General features: G+C 66.1%; 10 protein-coding genes and 1 pseudogene. 7 read left to right on the plus strand and 4 right to left on the minus strand.

Going from position 1 to position 26,591, the window contains the following annotated elements; genetic code table 11:
• Positions 1 to 17 precede the first annotated feature (17 nt).
• Both folD and JYJ93_RS40100 read left to right on the plus strand, forming a co-directional pair.
• Complete coding sequence (folD, locus tag JYJ93_RS17980) at positions 18 to 869, plus strand: bifunctional methylenetetrahydrofolate dehydrogenase/methenyltetrahydrofolate cyclohydrolase FolD (protein WP_206792921.1); 852 nt, start codon at positions 18 to 20, stop codon at positions 867 to 869.
• A gap of 229 nt (positions 870 to 1,098) precedes the next feature.
• Positions 1,099 to 1,383, plus strand: a pseudogene (locus JYJ93_RS40100) (transposase); the annotation flags it as partial.
• Between the two features lie 241 nt (positions 1,384 to 1,624).
• Here JYJ93_RS40100 and JYJ93_RS17990 read toward each other — a convergent pair.
• From JYJ93_RS17990 to JYJ93_RS18000, 3 genes are all read right to left on the minus strand, one after another.
• A complete protein-coding gene (locus JYJ93_RS17990) occupies positions 1,625 to 3,763 on the minus strand; it encodes a hypothetical protein (RefSeq protein ID WP_206792926.1) in 2,139 nt (712 codons plus the stop codon).
• A 227-nt stretch (positions 3,764 to 3,990) separates the two neighbouring features.
• Positions 3,991 to 4,152 (minus strand): transposase, encoded by a 162-nt coding sequence (locus JYJ93_RS17995; RefSeq protein ID WP_206792928.1) that lies wholly within the window; start codon positions 4,150 to 4,152, stop codon positions 3,991 to 3,993.
• Between the two features lie 123 nt (positions 4,153 to 4,275).
• The gene (locus JYJ93_RS18000; RefSeq protein ID WP_206792930.1) at positions 4,276 to 7,203 is read right to left on the minus strand and encodes a choice-of-anchor D domain-containing protein; all 2,928 of its coding nucleotides are present in this window, start codon (positions 7,201 to 7,203) and stop codon (positions 4,276 to 4,278) included.
• A gap of 687 nt (positions 7,204 to 7,890) precedes the next feature.
• Here JYJ93_RS18000 and JYJ93_RS18005 point away from each other — a divergent pair.
• From JYJ93_RS18005 to JYJ93_RS18025, 5 genes are all read left to right on the plus strand, one after another.
• Positions 7,891 to 9,444, plus strand: coding sequence for an OmpA family protein (locus tag JYJ93_RS18005; protein WP_206792932.1), 1,554 nt, complete (start codon positions 7,891 to 7,893; stop codon positions 9,442 to 9,444).
• 175 nt (positions 9,445 to 9,619) lie between these two features.
• Positions 9,620 to 13,273 (plus strand): AAA-like domain-containing protein, encoded by a 3,654-nt coding sequence (locus JYJ93_RS18010; protein WP_206792935.1) that lies wholly within the window; start codon positions 9,620 to 9,622, stop codon positions 13,271 to 13,273.
• Positions 13,274 to 13,287: 14 nt separating this feature from the next.
• Positions 13,288 to 14,832, plus strand: a complete 1,545-nt coding sequence (locus JYJ93_RS18015) for an AAA-like domain-containing protein (RefSeq protein WP_206792937.1) — start codon at positions 13,288 to 13,290, stop codon at positions 14,830 to 14,832.
• A gap of 18 nt (positions 14,833 to 14,850) precedes the next feature.
• The gene (locus tag JYJ93_RS18020; protein WP_206792939.1) at positions 14,851 to 19,530 is read left to right on the plus strand and encodes a CHAT domain-containing protein; all 4,680 of its coding nucleotides are present in this window, start codon (positions 14,851 to 14,853) and stop codon (positions 19,528 to 19,530) included.
• Positions 19,531 to 19,726: 196 nt separating this feature from the next.
• Positions 19,727 to 22,906 carry a kelch repeat-containing protein gene (locus JYJ93_RS18025; RefSeq protein WP_206792941.1) on the plus strand — a complete coding sequence of 1,060 codons (3,180 nt, stop codon included), beginning with the start codon at positions 19,727 to 19,729 and terminating at the stop codon, positions 22,904 to 22,906.
• A 90-nt stretch (positions 22,907 to 22,996) separates the two neighbouring features.
• Here the strand turns inward: JYJ93_RS18025 and JYJ93_RS18030 are convergent, their stop codons facing one another.
• Complete coding sequence (locus JYJ93_RS18030) at positions 22,997 to 26,563, minus strand: Ig-like domain-containing protein (protein ID WP_206792943.1); 3,567 nt, start codon at positions 26,561 to 26,563, stop codon at positions 22,997 to 22,999.
• Positions 26,564 to 26,591: the final 28 nt, after the last annotated feature.

Genomic DNA, 26,591 nt, shown 5'->3' on the forward strand with positions numbered 1-26,591 from the left:
TGCATAAGGTGGGTCTCATGACGGCTCAGTTGATTGACGGCAAGGCAGTGGCGGCGCGCGTGCGGGCGGAGATCAAGGAGGAGGTGGCGCGCCTGAAGGCCGAGCGCGGCATCACCCCGGGGCTCGCCGTGGTGCGCGTGGGTGAGGACCCGGCGTCCAAGATCTATGTGACGGGGAAGAAGAAGGCCGCCGAGGAGGTGGGCTTCAACTCCTGGGAGCACCACCCGGACGAGACCATCACCCAGGACGCGCTCCTGGCGCTGGTGCACAAGCTGAACGAGGACCCGGCCGTGCACGGCATCCTGGTGCAGCTGCCGTTGCCCAAGCACATCGACGCGGACGCCATCATCGCGGCGGTGAAGCCGGAGAAGGACGCGGACGGCTTCCACCCGATGAACGCGGGCAACCTGCTCCTGGGGAGGCCGGCGACGCGGGCGTGCACGCCCTATGGGGTGATGCGGCTGCTGGAGGAGGTGGGCTGCAACCCGTCCGGCAAGCGCGCGGTGGTGGTGGGCCGCAGCAACATCGTGGGCAAGCCGCAGGCGCTGATGCTGCTCCAGAAGGACGCGACGGTGACGGTGTGCCACCGCAAGAGCGACCTGCCGGCGGAGGTGGCGCAGGCGGACATCCTGGTGGTGGCGGTGGGCGTGCCGGAGCTGGTGAAGGGCGCGTGGATCAAGCCCGGCGCGGTGGTGATTGACGTCGGGATGAACCGCAAGGCGGACGGGAAGCTGGTGGGGGACGTGGAGTTCGCCGCCGCGGCGGAGCGCGCGTCGTTCATCACGCCGGTGCCGGGTGGTGTGGGCCCGATGACGATCGCGATGCTGATGAAGAACACGCTGGAGGCGGCTCAGCGCGCGGGGAAGTAGTCAGACGGTTGGACCTCCCTGCCCCTGTGTGAAGAGGGCAGGGAGGGGGACTGTGTCACAGACCGCAGACGTACGGGCCGCCCTGGTTCTCGCAGGCGTCGTATCGGATGCACCAACCGTCCAGCGTCGAATAGGCATACCAGTAGCAGCTGTTGGCGCAGCGGGCGCGGGCGCTGTTGTGCTTGGCCCAGTTCCGTGGACATCCGAGATGTGATGGAAGGAGCACGGGATGTCCGCAACTGACGAGAAGCCGAAGAAGCCCCGCCGGCCGCGCCGGGAGTTCACCGCGGAGTTCAAGGCCGGTGCGGTGAAGCTGGTGCAGGAGGGCAAGTCCAGCCCTCAAGTGGCCAAGGACCTGGACCTGACGGAGTCGGTCCTGCGCTTGTGGGTGGAGCAGGTGAAGCCGGACCGGGGTGAGGGTAAGCCCGGAGCCCTGACGACGGACGAGCGCGAGGAACTCTCCCGGCTGCGCAAGGAGAACCGCGAGCTGCGGCTGGAGCGGGAGATACTAAAAAATGCGGCCTCAGACTCAAGCGGTCGTCGCAACGCATCCTGGTTGAGTTGGGCACAGAGGAATGTTGAGCGCGTCGGCAAGTATTTTCCAGCCAAGAGTCTTGCCTTTCGGGATGTACTGGCTGAACGGGAAGCGCCCCTGCCACCTCCTTCTGCACGCTCCGCATCTGCTCGCGCTCCAACTGACAACCGAGGTCAAAGATCACGGCCGTTGGCTCTGCCGGTTTCTGGGTCATGCTGGATTAGGAATACGTCTTCTTCTCCTCTGATCGAATGGGGGTTTGCAGGTCCTGTTTGAGGGTGGCAAAAGTTTCCATGGACTTTGCCGAATATGCCCCAATGCGGGTTGCGTCGGCCAAACGGTTTTTTCCCATCCGAGTTTCGGCAACAACAACGATCTCCTTTTGCCCACCTACTTCAACAAGACGTGGCGGCAAGGGCTTGTCGAGGAGGTCATCCTTCAGGTCGAGTTCACCCTTCAGGAACAGACCCGTGTCAGGGCTTCCCTCCGCAAATTTTTTCACAAATGTCGACACCATGGAGCTTGGCTCTTTACGCCCAGTGATGCCTTGTATTCTCGTCGCCAGAACAACACAATCCAAAAGCTGCTTCTCAAAACGTTCACGAAAGGCGACGTCGCTTCCAAGCCGAGCCATTACCGCCTGCACGACCGCATGATCCCGTCCTGTCTCCCCCTTAATGGCCTTCAGGCCGTCTTTGCCAAAAAGGAGCACCCCAGCCGGGGTCTTAAAAAGAAGCCGAAATACGTTCTTTTGTGATCCAATCCACTGATTGTGGCAACCCCTTGCTACTGCCGCCATATTATAAATCGCAAGCGTGAAGATTGAGCGAAGTTTCGCCAGCTTGATGGTTTCAGGCTTGACCTGCTTATCTACCAGACCATGACGAAGCGAGATTCCTACAGAGTCCTCCTTTTCCTCTTCGAAGTATTGGGTCAAGAATGTCGTCTGTGGCTTGTCGCACTTCGTTGCCGCGGACTTCCCTGTAGATGAATTTGCAAATTTCGCCGCCTCTTCCCTGAAGCAACTGTCAATAATGACATTCGCCTGCCTTCGCGACTCCTCGAAAGACTCCCTGTTTTTCCCAAAGAATTCCAAGATCCCAGTGTCTTTTTCGTTTCCGATGTTGCGCAATGGGATTTCAATATTTACTTGCGAGACATTGGCAACAGGTCGCGCCCCCAGCCTTTCGCTAGCCGTTTTGTTGGCGATAACGCAATAGCAACCCGCCCTTTCTGGATTGTCTCCGGTTTTTCGTGTCTCAGCAGCAACGAGGCGATGCGGATCGTTTGGCTCCAACTTGGCATTAAACACATCAACAATATCGGTCATCTTGATAACACATGTTGAGCCGATAGATTTTCGATACTTTTTAGTGGTGACCATGTCTGCGACCGTGTTGATCAGGCGCGAGCAGTGGTTAAGTAATGTTTCCAACTCATTCGAATTTCGCATCGGCCCTGAGACAATCTCCAGGCCTGAGTTATTGTTCTCAATGCTGATGTTGTCGGCAACCAGTGCCAACCGCCGGAGTTGGTGAATGTAGGGCGAAAAACCCTGGCTCTTGGCGAACACCTCGTCGTATTTAGGCCGGGCGCGGTCTTCCAGATTGGAACTAATTGTCTTTTCTACTGGATCCGCATAGTTCACCCAGACGACACGCGAACCCCAGAATTCATTTTCAATGCCCACAAGGAGATTATCATGGAAGCCCATCTCGAGAGGAGACTGCAACTCATTTGCTCTTTGCGGCAACTCGGCGTAATTGGAGAATGCTGAGAAACTTACTTTTTTTATACTTTTCGCTTTGTCTATGTTGTTCGCATTTGTTTTGGCGGGCAATGGTCGCTGTGAGATGACAGGGGGGAGTGAACCGGTCCTTGCCTGCCTACCAGACAACAGGGAGGAACGGGCCGATGTTAATGTGTCCGCTTGTTGCGAGGGGATGCCACGCGGATTGGGGCTTGGGGTTTTTCCCCGTTGAAACACAGGTGGATGTATTGTCTTGACTGGCTTTTGTTGGGGAAACAAGCTCACCTTGCTTATCTGTAGAAATCCCGGCTGCGTATTTTTGGTATTCGCGGGTGGCTTGGACAAAAAAGAATAGGTTGTAAGTGGATCGATGTCGACGGTGCGTTGTTGTCTGGCGTTTGTTTTTATGTTGCCAGTGGGCGGTAGCAAGGAGGTCGCTCTGTGTGTCGAAATTTCCCTGGGGGGTGCGCTTGTTCTTTTTATGCTGAGTGTAATTTCGCCACTTTTCCCGAGTTTTTCGTTATACAGTAGGTGTGCCTTGAAGATTTTTACTGGCTGTTTTTTGCATTCGCCTTCGTGATATGCGTATCCGCAATGGGGGCAATTCATGGGTGTCTCCTTTTGAGTGGCGCAGCGATTCGGAATGACAAGATCTGACTCTGGCGAGCTACCCTCCCTCTAACGGAGGGACAGTAAAAAGCGACCGCATGATTCAAACCGCAATTGACGTCGCCTTTCGAGCCCTGCGGCGATGCTTACCCACGTCATAGGCATGAGCATGACGGCCCCATTCAAGCTGGCGGCCACACTGCCCCCAATGGCCTCCCTGAACTTCACTATCGCTCGGGCAGGTCGCGCCACTGCACGCCCGTCTTCACGCGCCAGACGACGGCGTTGATGAAGTCGCGGTCCCCGCGCTTCGAGGGAGGGCCGCTGCGCGAGCCCAGCAAGGGCTCAATGCGGCTCCACTCGGCATCGCTCAGTTCATGTCGGCGCACGGCCAGCGTTGATCATACCTGGCGCTGGCTGGAAACCTCCTGATGCCCCCCGCCGAAGCCGGGGCCAATCCCGATGTCCGATCCAGCAGGTTGAATTTTCGGACCGGAGATCAGGGACAGCCCCTAGCGGCTCCAATGGAACATAGACAGGTCAGAGGGCGGACCGTCGCGTCGAGTTGCGACTGACTCTGGGCGAACCCGAGCCCGCCCGCCTCCTCCGCGCCGCCTCTCTAATAACTGCGCTGCTCCGCGAATCCCTGCCCCGCGCCTGCCCCTGGTCATCCGCATCGCCAACGTCCATGCCGCCAGCATCCAGACTCCGCCGGGCCCTCCTGCGGAGCAGCCGCTTCCCTCCACGGTGATGGCCTCGCCGGAGCCCTCTACGAGAACGACGGTTGGGGCGAGTCCGTTCCCGCTCGGCACGACGCGGAGTTCGCCACGCACTGGACCAGATTGCGTCGGGCGGAACGCCACCTCGACGGTGGCCCGGCCTCCCGCAGGCATGGGGGCCGCGACCCCGCGAGTGTCCACCTGGAAGGCGGTGTCGGAGGACTCCACGGCCACGGTTACGGGAGCGCTGCCGGTGTTGGTGATTTCCAGGGGAATGGACTCGCTGGAGGTATTCACCCGCTGGTTGCCGAACGCGATGGAGCCTGGTGTCACCGTCATTGCCTCCGCCACGCCAGTACCCTGTACCGCGATCGTGAGCGGTGACGGGGAGGCGTCGTGGAACAGCGCAAGCGACCCGGAATGATCGCCTGCCCGGGCCGGCGTGAAGCTCACGTGGAAGTGATGTCTCTCGCCGGGCGTCAGCTCGTGGGGCAGGGGCAGGCCTGAGATGGAGAATCCTTCCGAGCGGTCGAGCCTGGAAACGGTGACGGGGCTCGTGCCCGTATTGAGCAACTCCACGGCCCGGTGCTGCGTGGTGCCCATGTCCTGCGAACCAAAGGACACCGCCGTGACGGAGGATTCGAGCGACGCCGTGGTCCCCGCGCCCCGCAGCACTACCTGGACGGGACCCGGAAGCCCACCCTGGATTTCCAGCATCCCGCTCTCCGCCCCCGCCTCGACAGGCTTGTAGGTCGCTCGGATGGGGTGTTTGCCTCCCGGCACGATCTGGACTCCCGGGGTGAGTTCCGAAACCGAGAAGGGCCCCGTCACATTCACCGCCGTCACGAGGAGGTTCGCGGTTCCGGTGTTGAACAGCGTCATCTCAAGCGGTGCGCTCGTTGTGGAGAGCCGCTGCCCTCCAAAATCCAGGATGGCATGGGAGATTCGGGGGGCCGCCTGGAATCCGGTGCCGTGGAGTTTCACGACCATGGGGGGCTTGTGCGTCGCCAAGAACACCCGAAGCAATCCGGACGCATTCCCACGGGCCGCGGGCTTGAAGGTGACCGTCAGGGGGAGTGCGGAATTGGGCCCCAATGTCTTTGGGAATGACGGAGCCTGCAGGGAGAACGGCCCCTCCACCGCGACGGTGTTGATGGTGAGTCCCTCTTCGCCTTCATTGGCGAGCGTCAGCGTCAATGGGCTACTGGTGTCTCCCACCTCCACCCCGGCGTCCAACCACGACAGCGCGGCAGGATAGGCTTTCAGATCGGCTTCGGCTCCCTGTCCGTTGAGCGGTTGCGACTGGGCCCCCCCTCCTGGGCCATCTGTTGTAATTGTGAGATCATGGGTGAATTGGCCGATGGATGTCGGCTCGAACGTCACCTGGAGAGGGACTGCGGTTCCTGGTGCGAGTGCGCGACGGTCGGCCGGGGTTACGGAGTATCCAGTGGGGGCCTGGATGGGCTCAACGACGAGCGTCGCGGGTCCCGTGTTCTTGAGAGTCAGGATCCGAGGGGGGCTTGGGGCATGGACATCCTGCTTGCCGAAATCAAGGCCACCGTCAGGCATTGTAATCTCAAGCGCTTCGCCCTTCACTCCCGTTGCCGTGAGGTCAATCTGCAACTCCGGAGTCCGCAGGTCATCGCTCTTGAGGATGAGCTTGTCGTTCGCCTGACCCTCCTGGGGGCTGTAGGCGAGCTGTAGTTCCGCTTTGCCCTGTGCCTTGATGGTCAGGGTGGGGGCGGTTTTCACTGTAAAGGGGGGCTTGACGCTGACGCTTTGGATGAAGAGGTCGGCCTGCCCTTGGTTGAATACCGTGAGCGATTTTATGATGGATTGGCCTTCCACTGAGTGGATGCCGAAGTCCATCGAAGAGGTTGCCATAGCGATGGAGGATTCGATTCCCTTTCCACGCAATGCAATCTCGGCGAATGGGGTCGATTGGACATGCAAGGCCTCGGTGGAAACTCCAGCCGATGCAGTGAAAGACACCGTGAGTGAATGGACTTCATTCGGCTTTAGGATGAGGCCCTCTGGAGGCACTCCGTCGACCGAAAAGGGGGACCGGGTGGAGACGGAGGAGAGGACGATCGGGAGGGACCCTGAATTCTTCAGGAAAACTGACTTGCTGCTGGTCGTTCCAACCCGCACCGCCCCGAAATCGAGAGCGGTGGGATTGACCGAGAGCCGGGCGAGGCCTCCCGTGCCCTGCAGCGAGATCCCGACATGCGGGAGGTCGGGGTCACTACTTTGGAACGACAGCATTCCGGAGGCGTAGCTCTCCTCCTTGGGGGTGAACGTTACGCTCAGGTTCACGCTGCTTCCAGTGTTGATGACGAGGGGATCGGCCACCACCGCGAGCGTGAATGGCGGGGGGACGCTGGGTTTTTCAATGACAAGACGTGTATCGCCTGTGTTGGTCAGGGTCACGGTCTGGGTGCTGGATGTGCCCAGCGAGACAGCGCCGAAGGGCAGACTGCTGGCGCTGTACTGAAGGAGTGGCCGTGCCGCGGTCAACGTGATCGTCGCGGAAGCTACGCAGTTGGTCTTGTCCGTCTGCAGTTTGAGGGAGTTCTTGCCCCGATACTGGTATCCGGGCATCCCCTTCGGATCGGACCAGGTGCGGCTGAAGACCTGCGTCTGGCAGCTGTGGCAATCGAAGACCGAGGTGAGCGCAGGATTGAAGCTTCCCAGAGCCTGATCGTTCAGCAGCACGGTCATGAGCCCACCATCGTAGCCCCGGACGCCGACCGTCACCTTCGCACCCGTGACGACCCAACCAGCAGGAACCGGGTCCGCGAACTCCTGGACCCCGTTGTTCCAGTTCCCCGTGTTGTCTGAACAGGCATAGTACTGGCTGTTGCAGGTCGAGCACCTCGAAGCACCGGTCCAAGACACCGTGGTATCAAAGGTACGGGTCAAATCCAGGGCGTGCGTTTGCGAGGCTTCGCTGGCCGAGTCAGGAGCGTCCGGTGCCACCGGGGCGCAAGCGACAAGGAAAGACAGACTCAGGGCAAGCAATGACTGGAGTCGGCGCATCCGGGGCGCTCCGCTAGGGTTTGGGCATCGCCTGTGGAGCAGGCGGCCAGGCATTGCTTTGCACCCAGGGTGCCAATCAGTGCGGGAGCGCCAGCAGAGGACGGCGGTGGTGATGGCCCGCGGCGCCTCCCGCTTCCTTCGGCGCTGACACGCAACTGACGCGTCAGTTGCGCATCAGCGGCCATCCGGTCGCGCGATGCCTGAAGCCCTCTGGTCGGCACGTGGGCTGGCCCGGAGTGTGCTCTTGGAGCCCACGGACGAGGCGGCTCTGACGGCGTGCTCAACGACATCCGTCTGGCTGCGACCCGCCGGATGCCGCACCCCGCCATTCCCCTTCGCCCCGAGCGCGACATGACGGAAGATGCACGGATGGGTCCGGTCTGGCACCGATGTGCGCGTGGCGCGGCCGCGCTGGGGCTGTTGCTGCTCGCCACCCCCGCGCGGGCCCAGGACGCCACGGCCCTGCCCACGTTCTCCCTGGAGCGCCTGGACCCCAATCCGGGACTGGGGCCCCTGGCGCTCGGGAATGGTGAGTTGCTTGCGCCCGGAGCGCTGCGCATCTCCTTGATGGCGCACTACCAGCACTCCCCTTTGAGGATCGCGAACGGCTTGCTGGAGCCCTCGCTCGTCCTGTCCCGGACCACCGGACTGGTGTCGCTGGCCGTTGGCGTGCTGCCCTGGTTGGAGCTCCAGGCCCAGCTTCCGGGCGTCATCCACCAGAGCGGCGCGGACCTGAGCACCTCGCTGTCCATCGCATCGCCTTCACACAGCGGGCTCGGGGCGCCACGGCTCGCGGCCCGGTTCGGCTTGCTGGGGACCTCCGCTCCCGAGGCCTTCCACCTGGCGCTCGACCTGGACATGCGGTTGCCCGTGGGCGGTTCGGGCGCGCTTGCCCGTGACCGGGGCGTCCGCGGCCAGGGCCGCGTCATGATGGGCAAGCGGTGGGGGGCCGTGGCTCCAGCACTGGAGCTGGGTGTGCTCCTTCGTCGGTCGGTGTCCGACTCCAGCGTGGAGGGCCTTAACGGCGTGGGCAACGAGCTGCGGGCAGGCGCGGGGCTGACGGTGGGGTACGCCTTCCGCGCGGAGGTGTCCGCGTTGGGCGCCTACTCCTTTCGGCAGCAGCGCGTCAGCGGCGAGCTGCTGGGCGGTCTGCGCTACGCCCCCGTCCGTCCGTGGGAGTTCTTCGCCATGGGGGGGGCGGGGCTGGGCTCGGAGCCCGGGGTGCCCCGCTTCCGGGTGCTCGCGGGAGTAGCCCTGTTGCTCTTCGACAAGCCGCCGCGTCCGCCCCCGGAGAACATCGTCTACGAGCTCGTCACGGGCCTGCCGCGTGCTCCCGCCGAGCCCCAGCTCGAGCCCGAGCCCACGCCTTCCGAACCCCCACCTCCCGAGCCTCCCACGCCGGAGCCGTCAGCCACCGAGACCGACACGGATGGGGACGGCGTCGTGGACGTGCTCGACGCCTGCATCCACGAGAAGGGGACCCGGGAGCATGGCGGTTGCCCCGAGACGGGTGACCCGCTCGTCACCCTGACCCGCGAGCGCCTCATCCTCCACGGTCAGGTCTTCTTCGAGGTCGGCGTGACGACGCTGCCGGACCGCTCGCGCGTGCTGGATCAGGTCGCTCGGGTGCTCATCGAGCATCCAGAAGTGGAGCGCGTCGTCATTGAAGGGCACACGGACGCGGAAGGTTCCTCCGCCTCCAACCAGCGCCTGTCCCTGGCCCGCGCGGAGGCGGTGCGTGACTACCTGCTGCGCAAGGGCGTCCCGGCGCACCGGTTGGAAGCCCGAGGCCTCGGGGCACGTCGGCCTTTGGGCTCCAATGGCACACAGGCAGGACGGGGCGAGAACCGGCGAGCGGAACTGCTTTTGCTATTGGGCGAGCCCACTTCGGACCGCTCCATCCCCGCGCCGCCTCTCCCGTAGCCGGGCAGCCTGGCGACCGTGCTCCGCTGACGCGCAACTGACGCGTCATTTGCGCGTCAGCGCCCATCCGTCCGCTCGATGACCGGTGCCCCCGCAGGGCACGCGGACTGGCCCAGAGCTTGCTCTTAGCGCCTGAGAAAGGGGCTCTGACGGCGTGCTCGACAACATCCCAAGCTTGAACGATTCGAGCCTCTTCACCGTCGGTGGCACGGTGCAGGCGGGCGGCGGTGTGTACCTGGCCCGGCGCGCGGACCAGGAGATGGTCGAGCTGTGCCGGGCGGGGACCTTCGCGTTCGTGCTGACGGCCCGGCAGATGGGCAAGTCCAGCCTGATGGTTCGCACTGCGGAGCAGCTCTACGAAGAGGGCATCCGCTCGGTCATCATCGACCTGACCCGCATTGGCAAACAGGTGACGGCGGAGCAGTGGTACGTGGGACTGCTGGTCGTCATCCAGGAGCAGCTCGAGCTGCACACGGACGCGTCCGAGTGGTGGAGCCGCCATGCCGGACAAGGCCCCGTGCAGCGGCTGACCCGCTTCCTGGAAGAAGTGGTGGTCGTCGAGGTCCGGGAGCGCGTGACCATCTTCGTGGACGAGATCGACACCACGCTGGGGATGGGCTTCACGGACGACTTCTACGCGGCCATCCGCTACCTCTACAACGCCCGGGCCAGCAACCCGGAGCTGCTGCGCATCTCGTTCGTGCTCGTGGGCGTGGCGACCCCGGGAGACCTCATCCAGGACGAGAAGCGCACGCCCTTCAACCTGGGGCAGCGGGTGGAGTTGACGGACTTCGCCCTGGAGGAAGCCGAGCCGCTGGCGCGCGGGCTGGGGGACTCGATCGAGACGGGGCTGCAGGTCCTGGAGTGGGTGCTGGAATGGACCGGCGGCCATCCCTATCTCACGCAGCGGCTGTGTCAGGCCCTGGTGGACCACTACCGGCTGACGGACGGCGCGCTCTGGACGCGCGAGTCCACGCAGCAGGTGATGGAGCGCACCTTCTTCGCGGAGCGCAGCTTCCAGGACAACAACCTGGTCTTCGTCCGCGACATGCTGACCCGCCGCGCGCCGGATCCGGAGCGCGTCCTCAGGACCTACCAGGACATCCGGCGCGGCCGGCGGGTGCTCGACGAAGAACGCTCGCTGGTGAAGTCACACCTCAAGCTGTCGGGCGTGGTGCGCCGCGAGGGTGACCTGCTGCGGGTGCGAAACTCCATCTACGAGCGCGTCTTCACCGTGCCGTGGGCGCGCAACCAACTGCCGGTGGACTGGCGCGTAGTCCGGCTGGCCGCGCTGGGATTGGTGATCGCGGGCTTCATCGTGCTGCTGCCCGCCTCGCTGCTCCTGTACGCGCGGCTCGCGGAGACCGAGCGTGCTCGCAATGCGGCCGTCACGGAGCGGGACCGCGCCCAGCGGCTCCGGGACGGCGCGGAGAAGGCCCGGTCCCTGGCGGAGAAGGAGGCGGAGACCATCGTGGCGCGCGCGACCGCCGCGCAGGAAGAGGCCACGCGCATCGAGAGGAACGCGCGGGCGGAGGCCCAGAAGTCCAGGCAGGAGGCCGAACGCTTCCGCGAGGAGGCGCGCTGGCTGCAGGCGGAGGCGCGGCAGGCGCAGGAGAAGAAGGCGCAGGCGGAGCGGGAGATCGCCCAGGCGAAAGACGAGACCGCGCTGCGGCTGCGCGAGGCGGCCTCCTACGTCTTCATGAACAAGGCGGACGCCACGCTCCGCAGTGCCTCGTCGAACCTGACGGTCAGCACCGCGCTCTCCACGGAGGCGGTGCGGCTCCATGGCTCTCCCGAGGCCATGGACTCCCTCATCCGCTCACTCGTCCAGCTTCGCCACCCCCTGACCACCCGGATGGAGCACGAGGGCAACGTCCTGGCGGTCGCCTTCAGCCCGGATGGGACCCAGGTCCTCACCGCGGGGGAGGACCACACCGCGCGCCTCTGGGAGATCCCCATGGGCTACGCCGGCTATCAGCGGCAGGTGCTTCGCCATGACGACGTGGTCACCGCGGTGGCCTTCAGCCGCGACGGCCGGATGGCCGCCACCGCCAGTGACGATGGCACCACGCGCCTGTGGGACACGCGGACCTGGACGTCCCGGATGACCTCCGCGCGCCACGACGGCGGCATCAACGCCGTGGCCTTCAGCCCGGACGGCACCCGCGTGGCCACGGCTGGCGAGGACCGGTTCGTGCGCATCTGGAGCACCGCCACGGGCTTGGCCCTCGGTGAGCCGCTCGAACACCGCAGCCGCGTCCTGTCAGTGGCCTTCAGCCCGGATGGCAGGACGCTCATCACCGCGGGCGCGGACAAGGCGGCGCGCACGTGGGACGCGGAGACCGGCAAGCGGGTGGGGAAGATCCTGCAACACAAGACCCGCATCATGTCGGTGGCCGTCAGCCCGGACGGTGCGCTCGTGGCCACGGCCGGCGAGGACAAGCTCGCGCGGCTCTGGGAGCTCGCCTCCGGCCGGGAGTTGATGGCCCTGCGACATGACAAGGCCGTCACCTCCGTGGCCTTCAGCCCGGACGGCGCGCTCGTGGCCACCGCCAGCGAGGACAAGACCGTCCGCCTGTGGAACGCGGCCACGGGGAAGCAGCAGGTGCTCCTGCCCCACAAGAGCCGCGTCAACGCCGTGGCGTTCAGCCCGGATGGCAGGCAACTGGTGACCGCCACCGAGGGTGGACTCGCGCTCCTCTGGGCCCTCGCTCCCGGTCCTCCGCTCGTCCAGCTTCCCCATGAGACGGCCGTCACCCAACTGGCCTTCAGTCCGGACGGCCGGCTGCTGGCGACCGCCACGGAAGGCAAGGCCGCATCGCTCTGGCGCGCGGACACGGGCGAACCTTCGGGGCCACCCCTGGTGCACGACGGCCGGGTCCTGGACGTCGCCTTCAGCCCGGACGGCACGCGCGTGGTCACCGCCGGTGCGGACAAGGTCGCCCGCGTGTGGCGCGTGTCGGATGGCGCGCTGCTGATGCGCCTGCCTCACGCCGGCAGGGTCATGGACGTGGCCTTCAGCCCGGATGGCACGCTCGTGGCCACCGCCAGCGAGGACCACACCGCGCGCCTCTGGGAGGTGGCCACGGGCCACGAGCGGGTGCGGTTGGAGCATGCGGAGGGCGTTGACTCGGTGGCCTTCAGCCCGGACGGCGGGGTGCTGGCCACGTCCGGCGACGAGGGCCTCATCCGGCTCTGGGATACGCGCTCCGGCGCGAGCCGGGTCCCGCCACTGAAGCATGCCGCGCGCATCGTGGCCTTCAGTCCGGACGGGACCCGTCTCGCCACGGCCGGTGATGACAACACCGCGCGGTTGTGGAGCGTGGCCACCGGCGAGCCGCTGGGAAGTCCCCTCCAGCATGGCCTGGTGGTCACCGCGCTGGCCTTCAGCCCGGATGGCCTGAGTCTGGTGACCGCCAGTGAGGACAGCAAGGCGCGCGTCTGGGACGTCGCCACGGGCCAGGAGCGGCAGCAATTGCAGCATGACAACACGGTCACCTCCGTGGCCTTCAGCCCGGATGGCGGGCTGCTGATCACCGCCAGCGAGGATGGCTCGGCGCGCCTGTGGGAGGCCGCCACCGGCCGCCGGCTGGCGAGCCTGCCCGTCGAGAAGCGGGTGCGCGCGGTGGCCTTCAGCCCGGATGGCACCCGCGTGGCCACCGCCAGCGATGACGGTGTCGCGCGCCTGTGGCCTGTCCGGGCCTCGGATTGGATTGAGCTCGCGTGTCTGTTGTTACCCCGCAACCTGAAGCCCGAGGAGTGGCCCGCGGATGTGCGCGAGGTCGCTCCCTATCGACAAACGTGTTCGCGCCTGCCCCTGACCCAGTGACTGGAAAGAGCCCCATGGCCCGTGTCTTCATCAGTTACAAGCGCGACGTCACGCCGGACCAGGACCTCTCCAATGCCCTCTACCGGGCGCTCCAGGCGTCCCACGAGGTGTTCATCGACACCTCCATGGTGGTGGGTGAACGGTGGGCGGAGCGGATTGGCGCGGAGATCCGCCAGGCGGACTTCTTCATCACGCTGCTGTCGCCGTTCTCCGTCAACAGCGAGATGGCGCGCATGGAGATCGAGCTGGCGCATCAGCAGCATGCGCAGTACGGCAAGCCCGTCCTCCTCCCCATCCGGGTCGCGTACCACGAACGGCTTCCATCGCCCCTGAGCAGCTACCTGGGCCCCATCAACTGGGCGCTCTGGGAGGGGCCCGAGGACACCCCGCGGCTGCTCGAACAGCTCGCCCGGGCCATGAGCGGATCCGCGCTGCCCGAATCCGCGCTGCCCGCCACGAAGCCGGCCTCCCGCGACGTGCCACCCGCCGAACCCGCGTCCCCTCCGCTGCGGCCGCCGCTTCCTTCGGCACCGCTCGAACTGGACGAGCCCCTGGAGGGCGCCATGGACACCCAGTCGGCCTTCTATGTCGTGCGTGGTGCGGACGCGACGGTGATGAAGGCAGTCGCGCACAAGCAGGGGGCGACCATCACCATCAAGGGCGCCCGGCAGATGGGCAAGAGCTCCCTGCTCATGCGGGGCATGGCGGGCGCGCTCACCGCGGGCAAGCGCGTGGCCTACCTGTCGCTCCAGGAGTTCGACTCCAGCTCGCTCCGCAATCCGGATCTCTTCTTCCAGCGCTTCTGCAGCTCGCTGGGGGAGCAACTCGGCCTCACCGACCAGGTGGAGGCGTACTGGCAGAAGCCCATGGGCAGCAGCCAGCGCTGCGGCCTTTACATGAGCGGCCACATCCTGCGGTCGTTGGATGCGCCGCTGGTGCTGGGATTGGACGAAGTGGAGACCCTCTTCGAGATTCCCTTCGGCACGGACTTCTTCGGCATGCTGCGCAGCTGGCACAACAACCGCGCGCTGCCCACCACGCCGGTGTGGAAGAAGCTCAGCATCGTCCTGGTCACCTCGACGGAGCCCTTCCTCTTCATCAAGAACATGACGCAGTCGCCCTTCAACGTGGGGCAGACCGTGGAGCTGGACGACTTCGCCGCGGCGCAGGTGGTGGACCTCAACCAGCGGCATGGCTCGCCGTTGAGCGCGCAGCAGGCCCAGGAGCTCTTCACCCTGTTGGGAGGGCATCCCTACCTCGTCCGCAAGGCCCTGTACCTGGTGGCCAGCGGCAGCCTGGGCGTGGCGGAGCTCTTCTCCCAGGTGGCGGAGGACCGGGGGCCGTTCGGAGACCACCTGCGCAACCTGCTCTTCCGGCTGAGCAGCCAATCACAGCTCAAGGCCGGGCTTCGCGAGGTGCTCCAGCGCGGCGCCTGTACGAGCGAAGATGTGTTCATCCGTCTGAGGAGCGCGGGGCTGGTGCGCCAGGAGGGGACCGCCGTGCTGCCGCGCTGTGAGCTGTACCGCCGCTACTTCCGGGAGCGGTTGCTCGTGGCCTGACCCGGGAGCGGACCCGCCATGGCCTTCGGTCCCCTGGAACTCACGCTCCACCTCGTCTCCGGCGAGCGCACGCGCGACGCGGATCGCTTCCTCTTCCAGCCCCGGGACTATCTGCGATTGGAAGAGGAGGGCACCTCCAAGCGGGCCTCCTTCCCCTGGAACCACGCACTGGACGACCTGGCCAACCTGGGCTCCAGCCGGCCCAGCCCCAACACGGCCCAGCGGTTGGGGGAGCTGCTGCGCGCGTTCCTGATGCCGCTGGGCTGGGCGCAGGATGAGCAGCGATTGCGGCAGGCGCTGTCGGACGGCGGGACGGTGCGGCTCACCCTGCGGTTGGAGCCCGCGGAGCTGTGCGTGCTCCCGTGGGAGTTGCTCGCGCTGGAGAGCACGGGCCAGGCGCTCAGCGACCTGGAGGGCTGCACCGTCTGCTACGAGCGCCCCGGCTCGAAGACCCACCCACCGCGGCCCTCTCCGCCGCCCGCTGGAGGCCGCATCCTCTTCGCGTGGGCAGGGGATGTGCCCGCGGCGGCGCACCAGCGCGCCCTGACAGAGGCCTGCGCCAGGGCGGGGTATGCCTTTGATCCGAAACGGGACGTGCTTCCCCACGTGAGCCTCGCTTCGCTCGAACAGGCGCTGCGGTCCAGCGAGGAGCCCATCGCCTCGCTCCACCTCTTGTGCCATGGCGTTCCATCGGAGCCCGGGGCGTATGGACTCGCCTGGAACTCCTCGCGCCGGGAGGGGGAGCTGGACGTGGTGGATGCGGCCTCGTTGCGCGCGGCGCTCGAACCGCATGCGGGGCGTCTGCGCATGGTCGTGCTGTGCGCCTGCCGTGGCGGCGACTCGGGGCTCCCCGGCAACCACCTGGGCAGCCCTGCTCGCGAGCTGCACCGCGCGGGCCTCTCCGCGGTGGTCGCCTCGCGTCTGCCTTTCTCCAAGGTGGGGTCCGTCATCTTCACCCGCGCGCTCTATGGCGAGCTGCTCGGACGCCACGCTTCCCTGGAGCAGTCACTGGCCGTGGCTCGCGGGGCGCTGCGGCTCGAAGGGGCGCGGATGGATGGCTGTTCGCTCCAACTCTACGCCCGCGCGGGAGATGGACCGGACCTGCGTCCCTTCATCTTCCAGCCGTATTGCGGCCTGCGGCCCTTCGAGCCCGGCGATGAACGACGCTTCTTCGGACGCGAGCCGCTGCGGCAGACGCTGCGCCAGCGGTTGGAGGCCGCCGCGGCGGGACAGCTTCCGGCGCTCCAGGTCATGGCCGGGGTCTCCGGCAGCGGCAAGTCCTCGCTGCTGCGGGCCGGGCTGCTGCCCACGTTGCCGCCTGAGCGTTGGGAGATCACCCGGTTGCGCGCGGGGGACGCGGGGACGCTGGAGACGGTCCGCGCCGTGAAGGCTTCTCCGGGCAAGCACCGGCTCGTGGTGGTGGATCCGCTGGATGAGGCGTTCACCCTGCTGGAGGAGGAGGCGCGCGCGGAGTTGATGCGCGCGCTGTGGGACGCCTCGCAGGCCCGCGAGCGGGGCACGGTGGTGCTCGCGACGTTGCGGATGGATTACCTCGCTCGTTGCGCCGAGGTCCGCCTGGGCGCGGACGGCCCCCGGCTGGACGCGGTGCTCTTCGAGGGAGAGCGCCTGCTCCTGGTTCCGGAGATGACGGCGGTCGAGCTGCGCGAGGCCATCGAACGTCCCTCGTGGCAACAGGGCATCCTGCTGGAGGTGGGGCTCACGGAGCGGCTCCTCCAGGACGTGGAGCGCCAACCCGGGGGACTGCCACTGCTGGCGCACACGCTGGAGCGGCTGTGGCGGCTGCGGGATGGCCGGTGGCTCAAGCACGGCGCCTATCAGGCCCTGGACGGAGTGGCCGGGGCGCTGGCCCAGGAACTGGACCGGCTGTACCTGGGCTTGGGGGAAGAGGAGCGGCACCAGGTGCGCCAGCTGTTCGTGGAGCTGGTCGACATGCGCGACGGCGCGGCGCCGTTCACCTCGCAGCGCGTGGGCCGGGCGCGCATCCAGCCCCGGGACGTGGAGGCGCGCCGCGCTTTCGATGTCGCGCTGGGCCGGCTGTTGGAGGGCCGGGTCCTGGTGCTTGGAAAGGGGGACGGGGGCGAGGTCTTCATCGAGGTGGCACACGAAGCGCTGCTGCGCCACTGGAGCCCCCTGGGTGAATGGATCCGCGAGGCGCAGGCGCTCCAGCGCAAGCGGAACGAGCTGCGCACGGGGGCGGAGGCCTGGCGGTCGCACCCGCGGACCGCACCCTCCGGGGAGCGTCTCCTGCGGGGCCGGCATCTGGAGGACGCATTGGAGCTGCGTCAAACCCATCCGGGTGAGCTGGATGAGCAGATGCGGTTGTTCATCGACGCGAGTCAGGAGATGGCCAGCACCCTGGCGCGGGAGGCTCGCCGGCAGCAGGAGCAATTGCAGGACTTCGCGCGGTTGATCGTCGCCGACAAGTTGAGGCGAGAGGATCCCACGGCCGCCCTGTTGGTGTTGCTGGAGGTGCGCGAGCCCGAGCAGCACCTGTCCTGGACGCAGACGGCCCTGGAGGTGTTCCAGCAGCCCATCGCCTCGGCGGTGTTGCGAGGACATCGGGGGCAGGTTCGAGCCGCGACGCTCAGCGCGGACGGCCGGTGGGTGGCGACAGCATCGAGCGATGGGACCGCGCGCGTGTGGCGAGCGGATGGAACGGGCCTGCCGAAGGTGCTCGAAGGTCAAGGCGGAGAGGTGCTGGCCGTGGCGTTCAGCCCGGACGGGCAGCGGGTGGTGATGGGCTCCGCGGATCGGACCGCGCACGTGTGGCCCGTGGAGGGCGGAGGCGGGCCGGAGGTGCTGACGGGGCACCTGGCGGAGGTGGTGATGGTGGCGTTCAGCCCGGATGGTCAACGGGTGGTGACCGCCTCGCGGGATGGGACGGCGCGCGTGCGGCGGGCGGATGGGACGGGCCTGCCCATCGTGCTCCAGGGCCACTCACAGGGCCTGGTGGCCGCGACCTTCGATTCAACCGGCGAGCGGGTGGTGACGGCCTCGCGCGATGGAACGGCGAGGGTGTGGCACACGGATGGACGGGGCGTGTTGGCGGTGCTGGCCCATCCGGGCGAGCTGCGCGCCGCGGTCTTCAGTCCGAATGGGACGCAGGTGGCCACGGCCTCGGTGGATGGCACGGTGCGCATCTGGCGCGTGGAGGGCCGGGACGATCCCATCCTGCTGCGCAGCGACTCCGGCTTCGTCAACGCGGTGGCCTTCAGCCCGGATGGAGGGCTGGTGGTGAGCGCGCACGCGGATGGGATGGTCCGCCTGTGGCGGGCGGACGGGAAGGGCGGGGCGATGCGCCTCGCGGGGCACGGGGGGGAGATCCTCTCGGTGGCCTTCAGCCCGGATGGGCGTTGGGTGCTGACGGCCTCCCGGGATGGCACCGCGAGGGTGCGAAGCACGGAAGGAGGGGGCCTGTCCGCGGAGCTGCGGGGACACACGGATGAGGTGTTCTCCGCGAGCTTCAGCTCGGACGGGGAGCAGGTGGTGACGGCCTCCCGCGATGGCACCGCGCGCGTGTGGCGCTGGCGGACACAGCCGCGGGCGCTCACGCTCCAGCGCCGCGCGGGGACAGTGCAATCCCTGGCATTCAGCCCCTGGGAGGATCTCCTGGCGACCGGCCACGCGGATGGCACGGCGCGGCTCTGGTGCCTGCGCAGCGGCATGGACCTGGTGGAGTTCAAGGGGCACCGGGCGGAGGTCCGGACGGTGGCGTTCAGCCCGGACGGGCAGCGGGTGGTGACGGCCTCGGATGACGGAACGGCGCGCGTGTGGAGCGCGGACGGTCCGGGCGAGCACGTGGTCCTCCAGGGCCACACGGGCCGGGTGGTGGCGGCGGCGTTCAGCCCGGAGGGTGAACGGGTGGTGACGGCCTCGTGGGATGCGACAGCGCGGGTGTGGCGCGCGGACGGCCAGGGCGAGCCCGTGGTGCTCCAGGGGCACACGCAGTTCCTCCGGACCGCGGTGTTCAGCCCGGACGGCCAGCGGGTGGTGACGGCCTCGGATGACGGGACGGCGCGGGTGTGGCGCGCGGACGGACAGGGCGAGCCGGTGGTGCTCCAGGGCCACTCGGGCCGGGTGGTGGCGGCGGTGTTCAGTCCGGACGGTGAGCGCGTGGCGACGGCCTCCTGGGATGGGACGGCGCGGGTGTGGCGCGCGGACGGCCGGGGTGAGCCGATGGTGCTCCGCGGGCATGAGCAGGCGCTGGTGAGCGTGGAGTTCAGCCAGGACGGGGCCCACGTGTTGACCGCCTCCCAGGACCGGACGGTGCGCGTGTGGTCCGCCGAGGGGAGGGGAGAGGCCGTCATGGTCCGGGGACACACCGCCCGGTTTCATCCCCGAGGCACGTGGGTGGTGAACGCCGCCGGAGATGGCACCGTGCAGGTGTGGCCCACGGACGGGAGCGGTGAATCCCTGGTGCTCAGCGGCAATGGGGACCGCGTGACAGGAGCGGTCTTCAGCCCCGGAGGAGACATGCTGGCCATCGCCGCCACCGATGGCAGCGCGCGCGTGTGGAAGCTGGGGGGCAACTCACTGCGGGAGCAGCTTCGCCAATTGACCAGCGCGAGCCTGGAGGTCCGGCAGCGCCAGCGCTACCTCGGCGAGCGGCTCGACGAAGCCCGCGAGGCCCACGCCCGCGAAGAGCAGACGTGGGGACGGCAACAGCTCAAATCGTGAGGGCAGTCATATGGCACCTGTTCCAAGTGCGAAATTGGAAGTGATTGCGCTGCTGTTCCTGGGAACCGCGCTGTTGTCACTGGCGTGCGGTGAGGTGTCACAGCACCGCGACAAAGAACCGCGTCGCAAGGCGTCTGAAACCCAAGCGTTCCAAACCACGACCCCCGGACTGTGGAACTCCAGGGATGCGATGGCCGTGGCACGCACCCACCACACGGCGACGCTGTTGCCCTCCGGCAAGGTGCTGGTCTCCGGCGGCAGCGGGGCAGACAGCACCAGCGCGGAGGTCTACGACCCGACGACGAAGAGGTGGAGTTCCACGGGCGCCATGGCCGCGGCTCGCTACCACCACACGGCAACGCTCTTGCCCTCTGGCAAGGTGCTGGTCTCCGGAGGCATTGGCGCAGATGGCGGCGCCCTCGTCAGCGCGGAGGTCTACGACCCGGCGACCGGGCAGTGGAGTCCCACGGGCGACATGGCCACGGCGCGCTACGAGCACACGGCGACGCTTCTCCCCTCCGGCAAGGTGCTGGTCGCTGGTGGCAGGGACCCAAGCCCCCTTGTCAGCGCGGAGGTCTACGACCCGACGACGGGGACGTGGCGTCTCACGGACCCCATGGGTTCGGCGCGCGCTGACTTCACGGCGACGCTTCTCCCCTCCGGCAAGGTGCTGGTCGCGGGCGGGGATGTGGGCCCAGGCCGCTTGGTCGCCAGCGCGGAGGTCTACGAGCCGATAACGGGGACGTGGCGTCTCACGGGCTCCATGACCGCGGGACGCTCCTCCCACACAGCGACGCTCTTGGCCTCCGGCAAGGTGTTGGTCGCCGGAGGCTGGGGGCCAGACAGCGCCAACGCGGAGGTCTACGACCCGGCGACGGGAGCATGGAGTCTCACGGGCTCCATGGCCGGGGCACGCGCGGACTTCACGGCGACGCTGTTGGCCTCCGGCAAGGTGCTGGTCGCTGGTGGCTGGGGCCAAAGCCCCCTTGTCAGCGCGGAGGTCTACGACCCGGCGACGGGCGGCTGGAGCCCCACGGGCTCTCTTGCCTCGGCGCGCTTCCACCATACGGCGACGCTGTTGGTCTCCGGCAAGGTGCTGGTCGCCGGAGGCGAAATCCCAGACGGTACGCTCGTCGCCACGGAGGATTACGAACCCGCGGCGGGGAAGTGGCGTCCCACGGCCTCCATGGCCACGACACGTTGGGGCCACACGGCGACGACGTTGGACTCCGGCAAGGTGCTGGTCGCCGGAGGCTTTGGCGCAGGTGTCGGCGCCCTCGTCAGCGCGGAGCTCTACGACCCGACGACCGGGCAGTGGAGTCCCGCGGGCTCCATGCCCACGGCACACTACGAACACACCGCGACGCTGTTGGACTCCGGCAAGGTGCTGGTCGTCGGAGGCGGGGGCCCGGGCGACGCCAGCGCGGAGGTCTATGACCCGGTGACAGAAAAATGGCGTTCCGTGGCTCCCCTGGCCGAAGCACGCACAGGACACACGGCAACGCTGTTGGACTCCGGCAAGGTGCTGGTTGCTGGGGGCTGGTTCCAGAATGTCTTCCGCGTCAACGCGGAGGTCTTTGACCCGGCGACGGAAAAGTGGAGTTCCGCGGGCGCCATGACCAGCGAACACGTGAACCACACGGCGACGCTGTTGGACTCCGGGAAGGTGCTGGTCGCCGGAGGCTGGAAAGCTGGAATCAGCTTTAGCGCTATCGCGGAGCTCTACGACCCGTCTACGGGAACATGGAGTTCCACGGGCTCACTCACCACGGCACGCTATAAACACACTGCGACGCTGTTGGCCTCCGGCCAGGTGCTGGTCGCCGGAGGCGGAGGCCGGGGCAGTGTCCAAGGCAGCGCGGAACTCTACGACCCGGCGACGGGAGGATGGAGTTCCACGGGCTCACTCACCACGGCACGGCAGGAGCATACGGCGACGTTGTTGCCCTTCGGCAAGGTGCTGGTCGCTGGAGGCAGGAACGCAGGTGGTACTCTTGCCAGCGCGGAGGTCTACGACCCGGCTGCGGGGACGTGGAGTGTGACGGACTCCATGGCCGAGCCACGCTACAAGCACACGGCGACCCTGTTGCCCCCCGGCAAGGTGCTGGTCGCTGGAGGCTATTCACGCAAGGACAGCGCGGAGTTGTACGAACTCGCGGGGGATGCCACTCCGCCAGCAGCCCCGGCGATCCTCACTCCCGACAACGGCTTCATCACCCCGAATCTCCGTCCCACCTACAGCGGCAGGGCGGAGCCGGGCAGCACCCTCCTGCTGTGGGTGGATGACACGTTCGTGGGAGCCACGGTGGCCCAGGTCTCGGGAGCATGGGAGTTCACGCAACCCGTGGCGCTGGTTGATGGCTCCCACTCCGTGACCCCCAGGGTGACGGATGCCGTGGGCAACATCGTTTTCGGATCCAGCACCCGCACGTTCACGGTGGATACCACGCCGCCAGCGGCCCCTGTGGTCCTTACTCCAGCCAATGGATCCACCACCCGTGAGACCCGCCCCTCCTACCGCGGCACGGCGGAGCCTGGCAGTACGGTGACGGTGAATCTCAATGAAACATGGATTGGGACGACCTTGACGGACGAAGCAGGAGCCTGGAGTGTGCCCTCCGCCACGGCGCTGCCCCAAGGGCTCCATTCCGCTGAAATCACTGCGACCGACCTCGCGGGCAATGTCAGCCCTCCCATGGCCTGCGCCTTCACGGTCGACTCCGTGGCGCCCGCGGCACCCGAAGTGATGGCACCTGGGACCCTGATCAACACCCAGAATCCCGCCATTGGAGGCACGGCGGAGATGGGTAGCACCGTGAGGGTGTGGCTGGATGGCGTCGAGGCAGGCAAGGCGCAGACGAACTCCGCGGGAGGCTGGCTCGTCACCCCAGTCGCGGCGCTGTCCGAGGGATTGCATCAGGCGGTCGCCACCGCCACGGACGCATGGGGCAATACCAGCACGGGCTCACCCGTTCATTCCTTCACGGTGGATACCATGCCGCCCGCGGCGCCAGAGGTGCACTCGCCTGGAGCCGTCGCCAACACCCGGAAGCCCACCCTCGGCGGAGTGGCGGAGCCGGGGAGCACCGTCACGGTGTGGCTGGATGGCCTCCTGATGGGAACAGCCCAGATGGATGAGGCAGGGAACTGGAACCTCACCCTGGCGACAGATTTGGCGGAAGGCCGCCACCTGGTGGTGACCACCGCCACGGATGAGGCCGGCAACACCAGCTTGCGCTCCAGCGAGTACGCATTCACGATCCCAGGGAGCCATTTCGGTTTGGGTTGCGCCACTGCCCCTGCGCTGCCTGCCAGTTGGGCCTTGGTGACCCTGGCCCTGTTCTTTCGCAGGCGTCAGCCCAGGAACCCAGTCTGAGCCGCGAGTCTCTGTACGCGCCGGGCTCGCGTTCCAACGAAGCCCGCGAGGACCCACGCCCGCGAGGAGCAGACGTGGGGAGGCAACGGCTCATGGCGTCTTGAGCCGCCGGCCGCGCAGGACCCAGGTGAGCGCGAGCAGGACCCAGGTCGCAGGAAGGGCAGGGGCGGCGGCGCAGCCCCAGCCGTAATGACTCCTCCGTATCGTGAACGTGTGGGTGTTGGAGTCGGCACTGAATTTCCCCGCTGCATTGACTGCTCGGGCCAGCACCGTGTGCGATCCAGCGACCAACGTCATCTCAGGCGTGAAGCTCCAACGGCCTGATGCATCGGCCGTGGTCGTGCCCCGCGACGTTCCATCAACGATGACAATGACGGTGATGCCTGCATCCGCCGTTCCGCCATAAGTTGGCGGATTCTTGGCGATCGCCGAGTTGTTGGGGGGGGTGGTAACCAGCGGGGCCAAAGGCGCGCTGTACGCGACCATGAAGGTGTTGCTGTTCGATTCTGGGCCGGTATTGCCCACCGCGTCAGTGGCGCGTGCCTTCACCGTATGGCTGCCATCCTGAAGGGCCTCAGGCTGCGCGATACTCCATTGCCCCAGGGGGGTGGCATCCATGGTGCCAATCTGTACGTCGTCCACGAATACGGCGACGGTGCTGCCAGCCTCCGCCAACCCGCTATAGGAGGGCCGGTTGTCGTAGGTGGTCAATCCGGCCAGGGGAGCGGCGATCTCCGGCGCGCCTGGAGGCGTGGCATCCACGACGAATGCGTGGGTGTTGGAATCAGCACTGGTGTTGCCGGAGACGTCGCTGGTTCGTCCCCTCACTGTATGGCCGCCGTCCCGCAGAGCCTCAGGTTGCGCGATGCTCCATTGGCCCAGGGAGTTGGCATTCGTGGTGCCGATCTGAACGTCGTCCACGAGCACGGCGACGGTGCTGCCAGCCTCCGCCAGACCGCTAAAGGTGGGTTGGTTGTCGCGGATGGTCAATCCGGCTGACGGAGTGGTGATCTCGGGTGCGATCGGAGGCGTTGCATCCACGACGAACACGTGGGTTTTGGACTCAGCGCTGCTGTTGCCGACTGCATCCATTGCGTGTGCCTTCACCATATGGCTGCCGTCCTGCAATGCCTCAGGCTGTGCGAGGCTCCACTCGCCCGAGGTCGTAGCCGCCGTGCTGCCAAGCTGAACCCCATCCACGAACACGGTCACGAGGCTGGCTACCTCTGCCACACCACGATAGAACGGTCGGGAGTTGTTGGAGGCCGATCCATTTGCGGGAGTGATGATTCCTGGAGCAGCCGGAGGGGCGGCATCGACTGTGAAAGCGTGGGTCTTCGAATCGGCACTGGCGTTGCCAACTGCATCCATTGCTCGTGCCTTCACCAGATGGCTGCCGTCCTGCAAGGTCTCAGGTTGGGTGATTCTCCACCGCCCCGAAGTATCGGCTTTCATGTCGCCGATCGGCTCTCCGTCCACGAACACGGTGACAGTGCTGCCCTCTTCGGCCAGGCCGATATAGGTTGGCAGGCGGATGTTGGTTGTCATTCCGGTAATGGGAAATGTGATTTCTGGAGTTGCCGGAGGGCGGGTGTCCACTGTGAAAGCATGGGTCCTGGGATTGATGCCGGTATTGCCGGCGGCGTCCATCGCTCGTGCCTGCACCTGATGGCTTCCGTCCTGCAAAGCATCAGGCTGCAAGATGCTCCATTCCCCTGAAACGTTGGGAGTCGTGGCGCCAATCTGGAATCCGTCCACGAACACAATGACGCTGCTGGCTGGCTCTGCTTGCCCGCTATAGGTGGGACGGTTGTTGTGGATCATCAATCCGTTGGAAGGAGCGATGATTTCCGGAGCAGTTGGCGGGATGGTATCCACCATGAAACCGCGGATGTTCGATTCGGCACTCGTGTTGCCAACGGCATCCGTCGCTCGTGCCTTCACCACGTGACTGCCGTCCTGCAGCGCTCCAGGCTGCGTCAGGGTCCACTTTCCTGCGGTATCGGCCCTCGTATTGTCGACCTGAACTCCGTCCACGAACACGGCGACGGTACTGAATGCCTCCGCCGAACCGCTGTAGGTTGGCTCGTTGTTGTTGGTTATGAGTCCATTGGAAGGAATGGTGATTTCCGGGGCGATTGGAGGAGTGGCATCCACCGTGAAGAAATGGGTGTTCGAATAGATGCCGGTGTTGCCGACCGTATCCATCGCTCGTGCATACACCCTGTGGTTGCCATCCGGCAGGCGCGTGGGCGGCACGAAACTCCACCTCCCTGTGATGTCGGCCATCGTGGCTCCCGCCAAGATGCCGTTTACAATCACGATGACGGTGCTCCTGGCCTCCGCTGTCCCGCTATATGTTGGTTGGCCACTGGTCATGGAATTGGCGACAGGAGTCGTGAGCACAGGGGGCGCCGGTGGGGTGGCATCCACCAAGAAAAAGTTGCTGATCGAGTCGACAGGGGCGTTGTCCACTGCATCGATGACTCGTGCCATCACCGTGTGGTAGCCGTCTCGCAGAGCGACAGGTTGATTGAGGGTCCACTCACCCAAGGTATTGGCATTCGTGGTGCCAACCGGGACCCCGTCCACAATCACTGTGACGGCGCTGACTAGTCCCACCAGCCCCCGATAAGCAGGTCGGTTGCTGCTGGTTGATAACCCATTGGATGGATTGGTGACCGCTGAAGTGGATGCATTGTATAGCTCTGCGCTGGAGAGTGAACCTGTCAGGAAGTCAAAGCCTCCGGCGATAAGCACCTTGCCTGAGCGCAACAGCGTCGCCGTATGACGCCTGCGAGTCGTGATCATTGAGCCAACGGGGTGCCAGGTCCCTGCGGTGGGGTCATAGAGTTCCGCGCTTTCGATATTGTCACCGCCAGCGGCCAGCACGAGGCCCGTGGGTAATAACTCGTTCGCGTGGTCATAACGGTCGATGGCCAGAGAGCCCGTTGTGCTCCACTTCCCGGTCTCCGGGTTGTAGACCTCCGCGCTGGTGATATAGCAACAGCCACCAGAAACCAGCACATTGCCTGAGGGCAACAGCACTGCGGCGTGCTCGTAGCGCGCCGTGTTTATTGGCTCGGTTTGACTCCACTTCCCCGTATCCGGGTCGTATATCTCCGCCGCCGCAGCTCCGGTGACCAGCACCTTGCCTGAAAGGAGCCGTGTTGCTTTGTGCAAAGCGCGGTGCGAGGCCATCGAGCCCGTCACGGTCCACTTCTCTGTAACTGGGTCGTACACTTCCGCGCTGCTGAGTGCTTCGCTGACTCGACCGCTGCCTCCAGAGACCAGCACCTTGCCTGAAGGCAATAACGTTGCCGTGTGGTCGTAACGAGCACTGACCATTGACCCTGTCGAACTCCACCTTCCCGTATCCGGGTCGTACAACTGCGCGCTTTTGAGAGTGCCGTTAAAGAGGTTCTCGCCTCCGGAAACCAACACCTTGCCCGAAGGCAGCAGCGTCGCCGTGTGGCCCACGCGGGCCGTAGCCATTGGCCTGGTCAGGCTCCACGTCCCCGTAGCCGGGTCGTACCACTCCGCGCTGTCGAGGATCGCTTCAAAGGAGGGCATTTCGCGGGACGCATTCCCTCCCGTGACCAGCACCTTGCCTGAAGGCAATAGCGTTGCAGTGTGATTGTAGCGAGCCGTGGTCATGGCGCCCGTGACGCTCCACGACCCATCG

The sequence above is a fragment of the Corallococcus sp. NCSPR001 genome (genome assembly GCF_017309135.1).
GTDB lineage: Bacteria > Myxococcota > Myxococcia > Myxococcales > Myxococcaceae > Corallococcus.

Coding starts and splice junctions, on each gene's coding strand:
- folD (WP_206792921.1), top strand. CDS start 18: ATGACGGCTCAGTTGATTGACGGCAAGGCAGTGGCGGCGCGCGTGCGG.
- JYJ93_RS18030 (WP_206792943.1), bottom strand. CDS start 26,563: ATGACCACGGCTCGCTACAATCACACTGCAACGCTATTGCCTTCAGGC.
- JYJ93_RS17990 (WP_206792926.1), bottom strand. CDS start 3,763: ATGAATTGCCCCCATTGCGGATACGCATATCACGAAGGCGAATGCAAA.
- JYJ93_RS18005 (WP_206792932.1), top strand. CDS start 7,891: ATGGGTCCGGTCTGGCACCGATGTGCGCGTGGCGCGGCCGCGCTGGGG.
- JYJ93_RS18020 (WP_206792939.1), top strand. CDS start 14,851: ATGGCCTTCGGTCCCCTGGAACTCACGCTCCACCTCGTCTCCGGCGAG.
- JYJ93_RS18015 (WP_206792937.1), top strand. CDS start 13,288: ATGGCCCGTGTCTTCATCAGTTACAAGCGCGACGTCACGCCGGACCAG.
- JYJ93_RS18000 (WP_206792930.1), bottom strand. CDS start 7,203: ATGACCGTGCTGCTGAACGATCAGGCTCTGGGAAGCTTCAATCCTGCG.